The organism is Neobacillus niacini NBRC 15566 (genome assembly GCF_001591505.1).
Lineage (GTDB): Bacteria > Bacillota > Bacilli > Bacillales > Cytobacillaceae > Neobacillus > Neobacillus niacini.
In genome coordinates, this window is sequence record NZ_BCVA01000017.1 from 1 (window position 1) to 17,580 (window position 17,580).

The 17,580-nt window shown below is 37.5% G+C and carries 17 protein-coding genes and 1 pseudogene; 15 read left to right on the plus strand and 3 right to left on the minus strand.

Translation table 11 applies throughout. The features are described from left to right. Positions 1–110: 110 nt before the first annotated feature. Positions 111–323, minus strand: a pseudogene (locus tag BANA01_RS29135) (helix-turn-helix transcriptional regulator); the annotation flags it as partial. A gap of 491 nt (positions 324–814) precedes the next feature. Here BANA01_RS29135 and BANA01_RS29140 point away from each other — a divergent pair. The 4 genes from BANA01_RS29140 (at position 815) to BANA01_RS14115 (ending at position 3,315) form a co-directional block, all read left to right on the plus strand. Continuing rightward, positions 815–973, plus strand: coding sequence for a DUF1540 domain-containing protein (locus BANA01_RS29140; RefSeq protein ID WP_082799528.1), 159 nt, complete (start codon positions 815–817; stop codon positions 971–973). A gap of 102 nt (positions 974–1,075) precedes the next feature. Beyond that, a complete protein-coding gene (locus tag BANA01_RS14105; protein WP_063253579.1) occupies positions 1,076–1,858 on the plus strand; it encodes a transporter substrate-binding domain-containing protein in 783 nt (260 codons plus the stop codon). A 35-nt stretch (positions 1,859–1,893) separates the two neighbouring features. Next, on the plus strand, positions 1,894–2,559 hold the full coding sequence (locus tag BANA01_RS14110) for an amino acid ABC transporter permease (protein ID WP_063253580.1): 666 nt from the start codon (positions 1,894–1,896) through the stop codon (positions 2,557–2,559). Between the two features lie 12 nt (positions 2,560–2,571). Continuing rightward, entirely contained in the window at positions 2,572–3,315 is a 744-nt protein-coding gene (locus BANA01_RS14115) for an amino acid ABC transporter ATP-binding protein (RefSeq protein WP_063253581.1), read from the plus strand. A gap of 135 nt (positions 3,316–3,450) precedes the next feature. On the opposite strand, the gene BANA01_RS14120 is transcribed toward BANA01_RS14115, so the two are convergent. Then, complete coding sequence (locus BANA01_RS14120) at positions 3,451–4,005, minus strand: DUF6143 family protein (RefSeq protein WP_063253582.1); 555 nt, start codon at positions 4,003–4,005, stop codon at positions 3,451–3,453. Next, positions 3,983–4,537, minus strand: a complete 555-nt coding sequence (locus BANA01_RS14125) for a DUF6143 family protein (RefSeq protein WP_063253583.1) — start codon at positions 4,535–4,537, stop codon at positions 3,983–3,985. Before BANA01_RS14125 ends, BANA01_RS14120 begins: the two co-directional genes overlap by 23 nt. A 240-nt stretch (positions 4,538–4,777) precedes the next feature. Here BANA01_RS14125 and BANA01_RS14130 point away from each other — a divergent pair, with 240 nt between their 5' ends. From BANA01_RS14130 to BANA01_RS14180, 11 genes are all read left to right on the plus strand, one after another. Then, complete coding sequence (locus tag BANA01_RS14130) at positions 4,778–5,755, plus strand: LacI family DNA-binding transcriptional regulator (RefSeq protein ID WP_063253584.1); 978 nt, start codon at positions 4,778–4,780, stop codon at positions 5,753–5,755. A gap of 1 nt (position 5,756) precedes the next feature. Further along, the gene (gene rbsK / locus BANA01_RS14135) at positions 5,757–6,635 is read left to right on the plus strand and encodes a ribokinase (protein WP_063253585.1); all 879 of its coding nucleotides are present in this window, start codon (positions 5,757–5,759) and stop codon (positions 6,633–6,635) included. A 2-nt stretch (positions 6,636–6,637) separates the two neighbouring features. Next, on the plus strand, positions 6,638–7,033 hold the full coding sequence (gene rbsD, locus BANA01_RS14140) for a D-ribose pyranase (protein ID WP_063253586.1): 396 nt from the start codon (positions 6,638–6,640) through the stop codon (positions 7,031–7,033). A 17-nt stretch (positions 7,034–7,050) separates the two neighbouring features. Beyond that, entirely contained in the window at positions 7,051–8,532 is a 1,482-nt protein-coding gene (locus tag BANA01_RS14145) for a sugar ABC transporter ATP-binding protein (protein ID WP_063253587.1), read from the plus strand. A 1-nt stretch (position 8,533) separates the two neighbouring features. Next, positions 8,534–9,496: a ribose ABC transporter permease RbsC gene (gene rbsC / locus BANA01_RS14150; RefSeq protein WP_063253588.1), complete on the plus strand. Its 963-nt coding sequence runs from the start codon at positions 8,534–8,536 to the stop codon at positions 9,494–9,496. A gap of 17 nt (positions 9,497–9,513) precedes the next feature. After that, a complete protein-coding gene (gene rbsB / locus BANA01_RS14155) occupies positions 9,514–10,434 on the plus strand; it encodes a ribose ABC transporter substrate-binding protein RbsB (RefSeq protein WP_063253589.1) in 921 nt (306 codons plus the stop codon). Between the two features lie 488 nt (positions 10,435–10,922). After that, positions 10,923–12,467, plus strand: coding sequence for a response regulator transcription factor (locus tag BANA01_RS14160; RefSeq protein WP_063253590.1), 1,545 nt, complete (start codon positions 10,923–10,925; stop codon positions 12,465–12,467). A 20-nt stretch (positions 12,468–12,487) separates the two neighbouring features. Continuing rightward, positions 12,488–14,257, plus strand: coding sequence for a cache domain-containing sensor histidine kinase (locus tag BANA01_RS14165; RefSeq protein ID WP_063253611.1), 1,770 nt, complete (start codon positions 12,488–12,490; stop codon positions 14,255–14,257). A 176-nt stretch (positions 14,258–14,433) separates the two neighbouring features. Next, positions 14,434–15,723, plus strand: coding sequence for an ABC transporter substrate-binding protein (locus tag BANA01_RS14170; protein ID WP_063253591.1), 1,290 nt, complete (start codon positions 14,434–14,436; stop codon positions 15,721–15,723). Positions 15,724–15,857: 134 nt separating this feature from the next. Next, on the plus strand, positions 15,858–16,721 hold the full coding sequence (locus BANA01_RS14175; protein WP_411834095.1) for a carbohydrate ABC transporter permease: 864 nt from the start codon (positions 15,858–15,860) through the stop codon (positions 16,719–16,721). Continuing rightward, complete coding sequence (locus tag BANA01_RS14180) at positions 16,714–17,538, plus strand: carbohydrate ABC transporter permease (RefSeq protein ID WP_063253592.1); 825 nt, start codon at positions 16,714–16,716, stop codon at positions 17,536–17,538. Before BANA01_RS14175 ends, BANA01_RS14180 begins: the two co-directional genes overlap by 8 nt. The last annotated feature ends 42 nt before the right edge of the window (positions 17,539–17,580 follow it).

Sequence of the window (17,580 nt, forward strand, 5' to 3'; positions counted from 1 at the left end):
ATAACACAGTCGTTTTTTTTATAATAAAGAGCTTAAAATATCAACTTCTGTAAACCTTCTTTGTATCACCTAGTAATTCACCTCATTAAGAACACTATCTTCGCCATTATTCATTTTATTTTTTTGTACGCCAAAGGAGTCATGTTTATACAATCTCTGAATTTATTAATAAAATAGCTTGTACTATTAAAACCAACATGATAAGCAACTTCGGTAATATTAGAATCACCTTGCTGCAGTAGATATAAGCTCTGTTGAATACGGTAATCTAAAACATAATTTAATGGTGTACATTTTAAAAATCGCTTGAAATAGCGGCAACATCAAGAATGGAGGAATTCCTAAATTACATTTTTTTATTGGCTCTGTTATTTTTCATTGTTGATTTTCGTACCAGGGGTGAGAATCCATAGGCGGAGAATTTCCGGCTATTATCTATAGAGGGACCTTTGGAGCAGTTATAAGCGGAGATATTCCGGTTAACTGCTTTAAATAAGACAAAATCCGAGGATTTGGATACATTAAGCGGAAAAACTCCGCCTGTTTTAAAGGAAATATGGGTATTTCCCTATTTAAACGGAAATTCTCCGCTTATTTTCCAAACACAGTGAAATCAATATTCAGTTTTAACAGAGCCTTTTTATTAAAAATTATTTCAGAAATCCCTATGGAGAATTCCAATTTTTTTAAAGAATAAAGGATTCTAAATAGATAGGCTACTTGGGCAGGGGCAAAGATTAGTAGAAAAATCTTGTTTCAACCAACTTTGAAGGGGGTATTAAAAGAGAAAACCTATTAGAGGGGGTGGCACATTATGAAACTGGAAGTGAAATGTAATGTTGAAAACTGTAAATATTGGGCTGATGGCGACCAATGTGTAGCGGACTCCATTTATGTTATAGGTCCACACGGCAGCAGAGAGGCTGATACTGTGGAAGAAACAGCTTGCAAAACTTTTGAGCTTCGTGAATGAAACATGGGGACTGCCCTTCTGCTTCTGAAGCAGAAGGGCAGTCCTTTTCAAAATGCTGGAAAAGTAACGGTATAGCTTGAATGAGAGAGGAGAAAATCAAGCATGGAAAAACGATACATAATGATTCTATCGTGCTTGTTTCTGATGGGGATGCTGACTGGCTGTATCCAAAAGGACCAGCTGGCTGATGGAACAAAGCTGATAGATAAACAGAAATTTATTTATGCAGCCTCAGGAGAATTTAAGCCCTTTAGCTATGTTAACAATGATGATTTATCGATGACTGGTTTCGATATTGAGGTAGGTAACGCAGTCGGAAAAGAACTGGGTCTTGAACCAGTACAGAAGAGGATGAAATTCAAAGGACTCATCGAGGGTATTAAAACGGGACGGGCTGACGCAGCCGTTGCCAGCCACACCATTAACCCTGAGCGCGCCAAACAAGTTGATTTTTCTACACCCTACTATTACTCAGGTCCACAGATCTTCACAAGACCTGACAGCGAGATTAAAACAGTAGATGACTTAAAAGGAAAAGAAGTTGCCGTGGCAAAGGGCTCCACCTATGCGGAGACAGCCAAAAAGTATACCAGCAATATTAAAATGTATGACAGTGATATTACCGCATTAAAAGCGCTAAGTATTGGCCGGCATGACGCGGTTATAACCGATTTTGTCACTGGTAAAAGTGCAAAAAAGGAAGGGTTCAAAATTCAGGGGCAGCAGTTAATCGAGCGGAGTGAACAAGCTATTGTTATTCCGAAGGATAATCCACACCTGCTCAAGCGGGTAAATGAAGCGCTTGAAAAACTCCATAACGATGGAACACTATCCCGAATCAGTCAAAAGTATTTCGGGGAGGATATTACGAAAAAGCCTGAATAATAGATTAATAGTTAGAAAGAAAGGATGTCGTTATTTTGCCTAGTTTTTCGCATTTTTTACATACCTTTATCAGCAGTAAAGACCTATTCATAGATGCAGCGTTGTTAACGTTAAAACTTACGGTTGTCTCTATTTTAATTGGGATTTTATTCGGATTATTTTTTGCTCTTTTAAAAATTTCAAGGATTAAAGTTTTGGAGTATATTTCAAATGCGTATGTATTCCTTGTAAGGGGAACCCCGCTCATTGTCCAGATTTTTATTCTGTATTTTGGCTTCAGTGGAATTTTCCTCATTCCTGACTTTTGGGCAGCAGCACTTGCACTAGCCTTCCATAATGGTGCCTATATTGCAGAAATTTTCCGAGGGACGATTCAGTCCATTGATAAAGGACAAATGGAAGCGGCACGCTCTCTCGGAATGACTAGAATACTAGCTATGCGCCGTATTATTCTTCCACAGGCTTTCAAGCGGGCACTGCCTCCTCTTGGAAACCAATTTATTATTGGACTTAAAGATTCATCTCTGGCAGCTTTTATATCCATGAATGAGCTGTTCAATGTTTCGACGACACTGGGTTCCAATAATTTCGATGAAATGACCTACTTGTTAATTGTAGCCGTTTATTATCTAGTACTTGTTGCCGTATTAACCATGCTGGTGAGCTTGTTCGAAAAGAGATTGGCAGTTAGTGATCGATAGGAGGACGTTAAAGTGAATGATCGAGAAATGATTAAAATAGAAAACTTACATAAATCTTATGGCAGTTTACATGTATTAAAAGATATAAATATGTCCGTGTATGAAAGTGAAGTTGTCTGCTTGGTGGGAGCCTCTGGCTCAGGTAAAAGTACTCTGCTGCGCTGCCTTAACTTTTTAGAAAAAAGGCAAGGTGGGAGAATTTCAATTCGCGGGGAAGAGATTAGCCCGGAAACCCACAATATTAATTCTGTCCGCCAAACGGTGGGGATGGTTTTCCAGCACTTTAATCTATTTCCGCATAAAACCGTTCTTGAAAATGTCATTGAAGCACCTACCATGGTAAAGAAAATCCCAAAAGACCAGGCCATTGCCGAAGCAAAGGAGCTGCTCCAAAAGGTGGGTCTTCTTGATAAGGCGAATGTTTATCCTAGCAAATTGTCCGGTGGTCAAAAGCAGCGGGTGGCAATTGCCAGGTCGCTGGCCATGAAGCCCGATATCATGCTTTTTGATGAACCGACATCTGCCCTTGATCCGCAGCTTGTTGGTGAAGTATTGGCAACCATGAAAGAGTTAGCTGATGAAGGAATGACCATGGTAGTGGTTACCCATGAAATGGGCTTCGCCCGTGAGGTTGCTGATTGGATTGTCTTCATGGACGATGGCAGAATTATTGAAAGAAATCGGCCAAATGATTTCTTTGATCATCCAAAAGAGCAGCGTACACAAGAATTCCTCCAAGCAACCATGCTAAAATAACAAAGCTTAAGCTCGACAGTGATAGTTGAAGCTTAATGAAATGAATAAAAGAATAGTAAGAACCAAAAATACCAGTTTTAAAAAAACTTGGTATTTTTGGCTTTATGATAAATTTACCTGCAACCTAACAATCCTTTACACTTTTTCCTCCCACCAGCCAAAGGCGATTCTTGCATTAACCTGGCTTTTCCCTGGGGACAAAAAATATAAGGAAAAGGAACTTCCTGGAGGGATGATAAACATACCTTGAAAATCATGCTTTGTAAGGGTTACAGGCGGTTCAACCCTTCTTACAAAGGCGTAGGTACCACCTCTGGGTTTTCCTGAAACGAAGCTGGCATTTTTAATTTCAGCCTTGGGGAGTGGCGGCGGAATCATGGCTTGGTTCCCAGCAGCAAAATTAGGAGATGTTTTTCCTGTTCCGGGAAGTATGCTGCTTAGCCAAGCTTCAGTGGTTAATGGCTCATTGGAATAGTTGCTAATGGTATAGGCATTCAAAAATATATTCACTTTGGAGTCAGCTGGGTTGATTGACCCGCCCCATCCATTGTATCCATCTCCTAAGGATATGATTTCAGTTTGACCAAGAAAGCACTCACCAAGATAGGAATGATATACATTTTCGGGCAAAACGGTAACCTCATTAGGGTGTTTTACATGATCATAATCATGCTTGAACTGATAATTCATTTTTTTCCTCCCACCAGGTCACAACGATTGTCCCTTTGATGTATTGATATCCAGGAGGCCTTAGAATTATTGAGAAGGAACCTCCTGGACCAATAATGATCGAGCCATTGTGTGAATCGCTTACAAGAGTTGAATTTGGAGTAACAATTCTATCAAAAATATTCACACCTTTAGTCATGAGCTCAGTGGAATAATCAGCATATGTCATTACCGCTCTAGGTATTGGAGGTGGTGAGATAGACTGATTTGTTGGAGTTACATTGAAGGAGGCAACTGCTTTTTTAGGCGGATTGGCATTTAACCATACTTCACTGATAAAATTTTGATTTGAAAAGTTTGTTATGGTAAAAATATCGATATATAGATTGACTCCGGAATTAATAGGGTTTACTATTCCGCCCCAGGCATAATATCCGCCGCCGAAATTCAGTAATTCTGTTTTGCCTATAAAATATCTGCCAAGCCTTGAGTTCAAGGTCGGGCTGGTTATATTTGCCACTTCAATCGGCTGTTTATTCGTTTCTCTTGGCATACAAATACTCCTGACTGTGCATTATGAGATTATATAATAAGGCACAGTGTAGGCAGTTGTTCAGAAAGATTGCGTAAATTATATTTTATTCTTTACCATTTAGTAACATTGAGACCATGTCGCATGGGAGAGAGCTAGTTCACTCCTTACTTAACAAAATATATTCTTAAATCAATTGTTGCGTCAAAAAAAGGAGTATGTTACTATATGTGTAACCGGTTACACATTAGAGGTGAATCAATGGTTACCATACGCGATGTTGCCAAAAAAGCTGGAGTATCTGTGGCGACCGTTTCGAGAGTATTAAACAATAAAGGTTATTCACATGAAGATACTAGGAAGCTAGTAAACGAGGCAATTAAAGAATTAAACTACAAACCAAATGAAGTGGCAAGATCTCTTTTTAAGAAAAAGTCTAGATTAATTGGATTATTGCTGCCGGATATTCGAAATCCATTCTTTCCTGAGCTGGCCCGTGGAGTAGAGGATGAAATGCAAGAACAAGGGCTCCATTTAATTATTGGAAATGCTGATGAAAAGCCTGAAAAAGAAATAGATTATATACAAACGTTTAAACAAAATAATGTAATTGGGATTATTTCAGCAACAAATCAAGCTGAAACAGAACTTTATGAAGACTTATCTTTTCCCGTGGTGTTTCTGGATCGGATCACAAAGAGTCATCCTTCCGTTTATGCAGACGGATTGGATGGGGGAAAAAAGGCAGCACATGAAATCATCAGAAGGGGAAGTAAGCGAATTGCTTTACTGAGGGGACCTATTGAATTAAGGACAGCACAAGATAGATTCAAAGGTGCAGTCGATGAGCTATGTAATGCGAACGTGGATTTTCAGGTTATTACGTCATCGTTTAGTTTTCACGACGCTGAAAAAATGGCGAAAACATTATTTGAAAAATTTCCTGAAACAGATGGGATTATTGCCAGTAATGATCTTAGTGCTGCAGCGATTTTACATGAGGCGCTGCGAATAGGAAGATCAATTCCGGATGACTTACAAATAATCGGCTATGATGATATACCGCTTAGTAAGCTGCTTTTCCCGCCGCTTTCTACCATTAGGCAGCCAGCCTATGATATGGGAAGAGAAGCAGCAAAACTATTAATAAAAATTATTGGAAAACAGCCGTTAGTGCAAAAGAATATTCAAATGCCTGTTACATTTATTGAGCGGCAAACGACAAGAAAGGTTGAGTAAAATGACTAAAATCACGGTAATTGGCAGTTCTTCTATGGATTTGGTTGTAACCGCTTCAAAGCGGCCAAATAAAGGGGAAACGATTCTTGGGGAGAGCTTTAAGACAGTCCCTGGTGGCAAAGGAGCTAACCAGGCTGTCGCAGCTGCAAGGCTTGGTGCTGAAGTGTATATGGTGGGTTGTGTAGGTGACGATGGGTTTGGTGAAGAAATCGTTAATAATTTCATTTCCAATGGTGTTGTTACAACCTATGTGAAACCGGTTACACATTCAGAAACAGGAACAGCACATATTACCCTTGCAGAAGGCGATAACAGCATTATTGTGGTAAAGGGCGCAAACAATGATGTCACTCCTAATTTTGTGGAAAAGGCATTGGATGTAATATGTGAATCTGATATTGTACTAATTCAGCAGGAGATCCCGGAGGAAACAGTGGAGTATGTAGCAGAAATTTGCTTTTCAAACGATGTACCTTTACTGCTAAATCCAGCACCCGCAAGATCTATTAGTAAAACTGTGATTGAAAAGGCAACATATATTTCACCAAATGAATGGGAAGCTTCGGTTCTTTTCGAGAACAAGGACATCCATGAAGCTTTAAAAGAGTATCCAAATAAACTATTGATTACAGAAGGTAAAAATGGAGTCCGCTATTATGATGGTGAGAATGAGGTGCTTGTCCCTGCTTATGTGGTTGAAGCAGTTGATACAACTGGTGCAGGCGACACATTTAATGCGGCATTCGCAGTTGCCGTAGCGGAGGGTAAAAGCATAAAAGATAGCATTCGTTTTGCAAATCGCGCTGCATCATTATCTGTAACAAAATTCGGCGCACAGGGTGGTATGCCAACAAGAGAAGAAGTAGAAGGGAGTTTATAGAAGTGAAACGTTATGGAATATTAAACAGCGATATATCGAAGGTATTATCTGACCTTGGTCATACTGATTTTATTGTGATAGCAGATGCGGGTTTGCCTATTCCAGAAGGGATTAAGAAGATTGATTTAGCAATTAAACCAGGCATGCCTTTATTTATAGATGTAGTCAATGCCATTGAAGAGGATATGGTGATTGAAAAAGTCACGATAGCCACTGAAATAGAAGAAGGAAATCCTAAACATGCAGCCTATTTAAAAGGTAAATTCGCTGATAAGGAAATTGAACACGTATCCCATGAGGAGTTTAAACAATTAACAAAACAGGCTAAAGCAGTAATTCGTACAGGTGAAATTACACCATATGCAAACTGTATTTTACAATCTGGAGTATTTTTCTAAAAGATGAGGTGATAAATATGCGTATTACGATGGAAAACATCTATAAAGCATTTGGAGCCAATCAAGTTTTAACAGGTGTTGATTTTGAGTTATTAGATGGCGAAGTGCATGCCCTAATGGGGGAGAATGGTGCGGGGAAATCAACGATGATGAACGTACTTACTGGTCTTCATGCTCGAGATAAGGGAATCATCACAATTGATGGGAAGGAAACTTATTTTAAGAACCCAAAAGAAGCGGAGCAATGTGGAATAACCTTTATACACCAAGAATTAAATATATGGCCTGATATGACTGTTTTAGAAAACTTATTTATTGGAAAGGAACTAAAGAATTCTTTTGGCCTTTTAAAAATAGCCGAAATGAAAGCGCTGGCAAAAAAACAGTTTGATAGATTAGCAGTATCAATACCGTTAGATAAAGAGGCGGGGAATTGCTCTGTTGGGGAGCAGCAAATGATTGAGATTGCTAAAGCTTTAATGACAGAAGCAAAAGTGATTATTATGGATGAACCTACTGCTGCATTAACAGAAAGGGAAATCAGCAAACTCTTTGATGTTATTTCTTCTTTAAAAAAGGCAGGCGTATCAATTGTCTATATTTCACATCGGATGGAGGAGATTTTTGCCATCTGTGACAGGATTACCGTCATGCGGGATGGGAAAACCGTTGACACGAAGGCGATTCCAGAAACAAATTTTGATGAAGTCGTCAGGAAAATGGTTGGCAGGGAATTAACAGACCGCTTTCCTAACCGAAATCCTAACCTTGGTGAAATCGTTCTTCAGGTAAAGGGGTTGACAAAAAAAGGACAATTTGAAGATGTGAATTTTTCTGTACGTGCTGGCGAAATAGTCGGGGTTTCAGGTTTGATGGGAGCCGGAAGGACAGAAATCATGAGGGCGATTTTTGGTCTAGGTGGGTTTGATCACGGTGAAATTTGGTTGAAAGGAAAAAAAGTGACAATCAAAACACCGGACCAAGCTGTCAAAGCAGGAATCGGATTCATTACAGAGGATCGCAAAGATGAAGGGTTAATTCTAGATTTCTCTATAAGAGATAATATGGTGCTGCCAACACTCTATAGCTTCGCTCCCAAAGGGATCATCAATGAAAAAAGTGAGACAGACTTTGTGACTATGTTAATCAAACGCTTGACAGTAAAAACGGAGTCCCCAGATATTGCGGTTGGAAAGCTATCAGGGGGAAATCAGCAGAAGGTGGTCATTGCCAAGTGGGTTGGAATCGGGCCGAAATTACTTATTTTAGATGAGCCGACTAGAGGAGTAGATGTTGGAGCGAAGAGAGAAATTTATGATCTAATGAATGAATTAACAGATCGGGGTGTAGCCATCATCATGGTATCTTCAGAATTGCCTGAGGTCCTTGGTATGAGTGATCGAATCCTCGTCGTTCATGAAGGAAAAATAAATGGTGAGTTATCGAAAGAGGCTGCTACCCAAGAAAAAATTATGACATTGGCAACAGGAGGTCAGTGAGATGAATTCCATTAATGCAGTGACAAAACCTAAAACAAATATGATGAATGCCATCACTCAAAAGTTAGGACCCTTACTTGGTTTGATTATATTGATTATTATTGTATCGATATTAAATCCTAGTTTTCTCGAACCCTTGAATATATTAAATTTATTAAGACAAGTTGCGATTAATGCACTTATTGCATTTGGTATGACGTTTGTTATTTTAACGGGCGGAATCGATTTATCCGTTGGGGCTATTCTTGCATTATCAAGTGCGTTAACAGCAGGAATGATGGTATCTGGTATAGACCCAATTCTTGCAATACTAATTGGATGTATTCTAGGCGGATTGATGGGAATGGTAAACGGATTGTTCATTACCAAGGGAAAAATGGCTCCGTTTATCGCAACTCTAGCAACCATGACAATCTTTAGAGGATTAACACTTGTTTATACTGGTGGAAACCCGATTACGGGTCTTGGTGATAATTACTTATTTCAATTATTTGGCCGTGGTTATTTTCTAGGAATACCTGTTCCAGCGGTTACGATGATTCTTACATTTGTTGTCTTATTCATTATTCTTCATAAAACTCCATTCGGCCGCAAAACATATGCGATTGGTGGAAATGAAAAAGCTGCATTAATTTCAGGAATTAAAGTACCAAAAGTAAAAGTCATGATTTATAGTCTTTCCGGAATGCTTGCAGCTCTGGCAGGAGCAATCCTAACATCTCGTTTAAATTCTGCACAGCCTACAGCAGGTACTTCATATGAACTTGATGCGATTGCAGCAGTTGTATTAGGAGGGACAAGCTTATCAGGAGGGAAAGGAAGAATTTTTGGAACATTAATCGGTGCTTTAATCATCGGTACCTTAAATAACGGCCTGAATCTTCTTGGAGTATCATCTTTCTATCAAATGGTGGTCAAGGGGATCGTTATACTAATTGCAGTATTGCTTGACCGTAAAAAGTAGCATAAGGAGAGATCTTGATGAAAAAATTATTAGCTTTATGTCTAACACTAACACTTTTGCTCCTAAGTGCTTGTTCTATGCAGCCGCCTGAATGGGCAAAACCGGATAAAAAAGAAAGTTTGGAAGATATTAAAATTGGTTTATCAGTATCTACATTAAATAACCCGTTTTTTGTTTCTTTAAAGGATGGAGTGGTGAAAGAAGCAAAAGCAATGGGTATGGAAGTTATTATCGTAGATGCACAAAATGACTCGGCAAAACAAGTAAATGACGTAGAGGATCTCATTCAGCAAGGTGTGGATGCTCTGCTTATTAATCCGACTGATTCCGCTGCCATTTCAACGGCTGTTCAATCAGCAAATAATATTGGCATACCAGTAGTTACGTTGGACCGTTCAGCAGATAAAGGAAAAGTAGAAGCATTAGTAGCTTCAGATAATATCAAGGGCGGAGAAATGGCTGCAAATTATATTATTGAAAAGCTTGGTGAAAATACACAAGTGATAGAATTAGAGGGAGTTCCCGGGGCATCCGCCACACGTGAAAGAGGTCAGGGATTCCATAACGTAGCAGATCAAAAGTTGAATGTAACTGCTAAACAAGCAGCTGATTTTGATCGTACAAAAGGACTAACCGTTATGGAAAACCTTCTGCAGGCCAATCCTGATATTAAAGCGGTATTTGCTCATAATGATGAAATGGCATTGGGCGCTATTGAGGCAATTAATAGCTCTGGTAAGGAAATTATCGTCATTGGATTTGATGGGAATGACGATGCCTTAAATGCGATAGAATCAGGAAATATGGAAGCGACAGTTGCTCAACAGCCAGAGCTAATCGGTAAGCTTGCGATTGAAGCGGCAAGCGACATTTTGCAGGGGAAAAAGGTAAAGAAGATGATAGGAGCCCCACTAAAATTAGTATCCAAAGATAAATAAGGCACTCTAGGATCTTAAAATGTAACCAACTCTTTGTAAGTTATTTATTGGACTAGAAATCCTCTTGATTTCTAGTCCAACCTTTTTAATAGATAAAATTATTAAACCTTAAAATTTTTGCTAAAAAAGAACCATGCCTCAAAGCACTAATTCCCCTTGCGAAAAATTTCCTTCTTTACTGCTAAACAATTCTGTTTAGACAACTACTGTGAATTTCGAAGAATCCTTTAATATCTCCCAATTTTATATTAGTAAAATTTCATTAGCCTCGCTCCCCCTATATTTAAATATCGAGGACAAAAGGGTAAGGCATTTTTAGAAATCTCTTACAAAATTGTATAGGTTATTTACAAGAAATTCACTTGAAAATAATAACCTATATTTGGTATTCGCTGCCATCTTTATAGAACATATGCGAAATCCAAGTTTTGATGTGTATAATAAATGTGTGAATATTTGTAAATATGATTAGCTTCAGAGGTGAGCATATGTCAACGAAAGAACTATGTAAAATTGTTATTGTAGATGATGAAATTTTAATAAGACAGGGCATAAAACATTACCTTAATTGGGAGCAAGAAGGCTTTCAGATAGTAGGTGAAGCCTCTAATGGTAAGGAAGCACTTGAAATAATTGAACGAACTCATCCAAACATTGTTTTAACTGATATTGTAATGCCTATTATGGATGGAGAAGAATTGACAAGAATTATTAAATCAAAATATCCAGAAATTGAAATCATTATACTCAGCAGTTTTGGGGAATTTGACTACGTTCGTTCTACCTTTCAAAGTGGAGTGGTTGATTATATATTAAAGCCTAAGCTTGAGGCAAGTACGCTTTTAGAAGTGCTAAATAAAGCAGTGAGTAGAATACCAACTACTGATACATATCAAACAAAACAGCAGGAGCGAATGTCTGTAAATCATGTCATTGAAAAGTTAATGTCTGGGTTTGAAGCGGCGGATTATGAAGCAGAGCTATTAGCGAGGGTATTCCCCTATAACAGCTTTCATTTATTAGGTGTAGTTTTTAGTGAAAATATCCCTAGAGAAGGTCACACTAAAATACAAGAAAGTATCACCCAGCAGTATCAAACTTCTCTAGGCCAAGCAAACTATCATGTCATTACCTTTGATAAAAATGAAACTGTAATCATTCTAAATGTAAACAATGACAAGTCCCAGGAGGTCCTTGATTTCGCAAAAAGGGCTGTGGAAACCTATACAGACACGTGCTTTGTCTTGACAGAACCATTCTCTGATCTATCACAAATAGGATATATCTATAATGAAAAGGTAACAAAATTGCTACAATATAGATTTTACTTTTCAAACATCCCTCTTCTAGAGGAATACGATTTACAACGAGAAATACCAGATATTGAAACTTTTAACATGGAATGGTTCACAAAAGAATGTAAGCATAGTCGTTTCCAAGAAGCTTTCAGCTATTTGCAAGAATATGTATCTATATTTTCAAAATGTTACACAACGGATGTATTTGAATTTAAATCATTCTTTGAAAATATCATCTTTACCATTACTGTCATTCTAAATAACATGGAATACGATGTATCTGAAATAGTGAGTTCTAAGTATGAGTATTTTAGGGCCATTAACGAGGCTAATTCAGCTAAGGAGACAGTAGAACATTTAAATAAATTCATTGATGAAGTGAACAAATACGTACATTCTGAGAGAAATCACCCTAGTAATTTGAATATGAAGAAACTCTTGCAATATATCGACGACCATTATGCAGATCAACTCAGCCTTGCCGATGTAGCAGAACATTTTCATTTTAATCCATCCTATTTGTCTAACTATTTTTCTACACATAATAAAGAGGGGTTTAGTGAGTATTTGAATAAGGTCCGAATTGAAAAGGCTTCACAGCTCCTGCTTAAGGACTCAGCACCGATTTCAGAGATTAGCGGAATGGTAGGTTATTCAGATCACAGCTATTTCTGTAAAGTATTTAAAAAGATGAATGGCATGTCACCTAGCAAATTTAGAAGAAAACATACTTGAAAGTTAAAGATGGGATGCATATGAGAATAAAACCTGAACGATTTAGACATAACAGCCTATTTAGTAAAATGTTTCTTATCACCGTACTAATTATTGTTACCATTTCCTCACTTATCACTTGGACGACATTCCGGATGTCAGAGCAGTTTTTTATTGATCGTTTTAGTTTTAACAATAGTAAGGTTATGGAGCAGATCAAGGAAAGTTTAGGTACATTTCATTACTCGATTGTGATTGCTTCAAATAACTTGATGAACAATGGAACAATTAAGGGTTTCCTCTCCGGTACGCACTCAAACCGAATGCTGGGAACCTATTATTATAATGTAAAAAAACAAATGGACAATATCAAAACAAGTGTAGAAGCTTATGATGTTGAGATTGTGATTTATGGTATGAATGGGGTTAGTTTTGCAGTACCAGAAAGGCCTTCATGGGCAAAATCTGATAAAGTGCTGCAGAATCACTTCATTACCAAAAACACACTCAAACATCCAAAAAAACTGTTATTTCATTTAGAACATACAAAAGATCAAACACAGGGCGGCATGATTGTTGCTTCAAAGGCTTTTATGGAGCCAACTTCAAAATATATTTATGGAACGATGTACTTTACGATTCAAGAAAGGGATTTTAGAAAATTTTATAACAGCTATACAAGCTTAGGTAATGATGTGTTAGTCATGAATCAGTCTGGTACCATTTTATCGAGTAATCGTACTGAGTTGATTGGAAATAAAGAAGTGGAACTCTTGGATTATGCAGTCCAGCTAGAGAAGCAAGAAAAGAAGTATATGAATGCTGATTTTAAGGGTACAGACCATCTGATCATGATAGAGTATTTGCCTACCTTCGATTTGTACTTAGTAAATTTAATTGATAAGAAAGCTGCTTTTGAAAATATTATTGATAAAAAGTCGATTGTACTTATCTGTTTACTATTCATCTTTCTAGCAATTATCATTGTGTTTTTTGCTTCAAGAAAGGTTACAAATTCTTTGTCCAATCTAGTGAAACAAATTGAAAATACCCCAAAGAATGAATTTGATCGATATATACCAGAAACAGGCACGTACGAAACAAGACAAATTGGTCAAGCCTTCAACTCTATGCTTGATGAGCTTCATGAGTATGTGAATACCCTTGTACTGACCCAAAAACAAAAAAGAAACGCAGAATTAGCAGTATTGCAGCAGCAAATCAATCCACATTTCTTATACAATACGTTAACTTCAATCAAATTCATGGTACAGCAAGGTGGAAAAGAAGAAGCAGTTGAAATGGTTAATGCCTTGATATCTTTATTACAAAATACAATCGGTAATATTAGTGAGACGATTACCGTCAAGCAAGAAATAGACAATTTAAAGAGCTATGCTTTAATAAATCAGAAACGCTATGGTGAACGGATTAGAGTAAATTATTTCATAGAGCCAGAGTGTAACTGTATTCAAATTCCTAAACTAATTTTACAACCCTTTATTGAGAATTCCTTCTTTCATGGTTTCAATCAAAAGAGAGGAGGGACGATTAATGTCCTCGTATGGAAGGAAGGGGAAACCCTTATATGTGAGGTATTGGATAATGGTGACGGAATGGAAGTATCTGCAGATAACAAACTTCCGCATACGAATCGCAAAAGGGAGAGGTTTAGCGGGATAGGTGTTCGCAACGTCGATGAGCGTATTCGGTTGATTTATGGTGAAGCTTATGGTGTTACAATCTCAAGTAAAATAGGTGAAGGGACGAAGGTTCGAATTTCACTTCCATTCGGTCAGAACGAAAAATAGTCATAGAAACTAAAAATAATACAAGTAAATTAATGGAAACGCATTCAATAAACAAAAATATCACAAATTTACAAAAATATCGTCCTAACTCGTGCTCTCTAAGTGATGATAACATTGTAATTGTAAGATGGATAACGCTTACAAGATAATAACTTATAATCTTAGGGGGTTAAAAGGTGAAGAAACTATTAGCATTAATAATGGTATGTATGCTTTTGTTGGCTGCGTGTTCTTCTGGGTCTTCAAATGGTACTGAATCAGAGAAAGGCTCAGCGGATGCAAATGAAATTACTGTTTGGGCGTGGGATCCAAACTTTAACATTAAGGCATTAGAATTAGCGAAAGAAGCTTATGCATCTGAGAATCCAGATCTTAAAGTGAATATTATTGAAAACGCACAAGATGACATTGTTCAAAAACTTAATACGTCATTAAGTTCCGGCACTACCAAGGGATTACCTAATATTGTGTTAATTGAAGATTATCGTGCCAAAAGTTTCCTTCAAGCATATCCAGATATGTTCCATCCATTAACTGGATCTTTTGAAACAAAAGATTTTGTTCAATATAAAGTGGAAGCAACAAGTGTAGATGGTGAAAACTACGGACTTCCATTTGATACTGGGGCAACTGGATTATACGTTAGAACAGATTATTTAGCAGAAGCAGGTTATACAGTTGAAGATTTACAAAACATCGATTGGAAAGAATACATTGAAATAGGAAAGAAAGTAAAAGAGGCAACTGGTAAACGACTACTAACTTATGACCCGAATGATTTAGGAATACTCAGAACAATGATTCAGTCAGCAGGTAAATGGTATGTGAAGGAAGATGGTACTACTATAGATTTAGCAAATAATGAGGCTCTTAAACTATCTTTTAAAATTTATAAGGAACTAGTTGATAATGATTTAATGAACTTCCATTCTGACTGGAATGAGTTCTTAGCTACATTTAATGGCGGCGAAGTAGCAACAGTAACGACTGGTAACTGGATTACTCCTTCCATAAAAGCGGAGGCTTCACAATCAGGCAAATGGGCAGTTGTGCCACATCCTAGTCTTCCGGGGATGGAATCCGTAAATGCCTCTAACTTAGGCGGTGCATCATGGTACGTTCTAGATGTTCCAGGTAAAGAGAATGCAGTCGATTTCTTAACAAAGACTTTTGGTTCAAATGTAGATTTATATCAAAAGTTTGTAACTGAAATCGGTGCGATCGGCACTTATATCCCAGCTGCTGAGGGAGAAGCATATAAGACAAAAGATGAATTCTTTGGCGGTCAGTCCATTGTATCAGATTTTTCAAAGTGGGCTGAAGAAATTCCACAAGTAAACTATGGTATGCACACATATGCGATTGAGGATATTTTAGTTGTTGCTATGCAGAATTACCTTGCTGGTCAAGACCTTGATAAAGTATTAAAAGAAGCTCAACAACAAGCGGAAACGCAAATTAAATAATTTACCTTGAATTAGCCTCGCTCTTCCGAGGCTATTCTTATATAGATTTAAGTAGGGAGTTGAAAAAATTGCTGCAAGCAGCTACGAAGCAAACCATACAGCAGAAACCAAGAAAATCTAATAACAAACTTCGTATAAAAAATGGACTGATCGGCTGGTCCTTTATAACAATCGCAACGTTAATGATTGGTTTATTTTATTTCTATCCGATGGCACAGGCACTTATTCTTTCTTTTCAATCAGGTGCAGGCTCCAATCTACAATTTGTCGGTTTCGATAATTACATTCGGTTATTTACAGATCCGACATTTATAGCTGCAGTGAAAAACACAGTCACCTATCTCATCATCCAGGTACCAATCATGATTATTCTGGCATTGCTTATATCGGTTTTGTTAAATGATAAAAAATTGAAACTAAAAGGATTTTTCCGAACTGCGATATTTTTACCATGTATTACATCACTTGTAGCGTATTCCGTCGTATTCAAATATTTATTTGGTTCCGACGGTATCATTAACCAAATGCTCATAAATTTTTCACTCATATCAGAGCCGATACAATGGTTAACGGATCCTTTTTGGGCAAAAGTAACTATTATCATTGCGATCACATGGCGTTGGACAGGCTACAATATGATTTTCTATCTATCTGCTCTTCAAAACGTGGATAACTCTATTTATGAAGCAGCTAAAATTGATGGTGCAAATGCATTTCAACAATTCTTTAAAATTACAATTCCAATGCTGAAGCCCATCATCCTATTTACATCGATTACATCAACCATCGGTACGCTTCAATTGTTTGATGAAGTTATGAATATAACAAAGGGTGGACCAGGAAATGCAACATTAACCATTTCCCAATATATCTATAATCTATCATTCAAATATACTCCTGATTTTGGTTATGCTGCGACAGTTTCCTATGCAATTGTTATCATGATTGTCATCTTTTCTATCATTCAGTTTAAAGTAGCAGGTGATAAAAATGCATAAAATTAAACGAACATTCATTTATAGTATTCTATCAATCTTCGCGATCATTTCTATCTTTCCATTTATCTGGATGATCGTTAGTGCAACAAATAAATCCGTTGATGTTACCAAAGGGAGATTATTACCAGGAACCCATTTAGTGGAGAATTTCCAAAATCTTTTGAATACAGTTGATCTTGTTCCTGCTTTAGTAAACTCAGCAATCATTACTATGGCAACAACTGTTTTATCTCTAATTATCGCGTCTCTTGCAGGTTACGGATTTGAAATATATAGAAGTAAAGCAAAAGATGTTGTATTTACGATTTTGCTTGTTTCGATGATGATTCCTTTTGCTGCGCTAATGATACCGTTATTCCGAATGTTTGGGACTATCTCGCAAATTGCACCTGGGATTGGGATTGATACATTAACATCGGCAATGTTACCAAGCATTACGACGGCTTTTCTGATCTTTTTCTTCAGACAAAATACAAAGATGTTTCCTAGAGAGCTGCTTGAAGCTGGAAGAATCGATGGTTTAACAGAACTTGGTGTTTTCTTCCGCATATTTGTACCTACAATGAAAACAACCTATGCAGCAGCTGCCATTATTACATTTATGGCAAGCTGGAATAACTATTTATGGCCACTCGTTGTCCTGCAATCTCCTGAAAACCATACGATTCCATTGCTCATATCGAATCTTGGGTCTAGTTCTTCACCAGACTTCGGGATTATTATGACAACCATTGTGATCGCAACTTTACCAACAGCACTGATTTTCTTCTTGCTCCAAAGACATTTCGTAGCAGGGATGATGGGGTCCGTAAAATAATTTACAGCGTTTGAACGATGAATAGAAAGGAAGAGTAGGAAC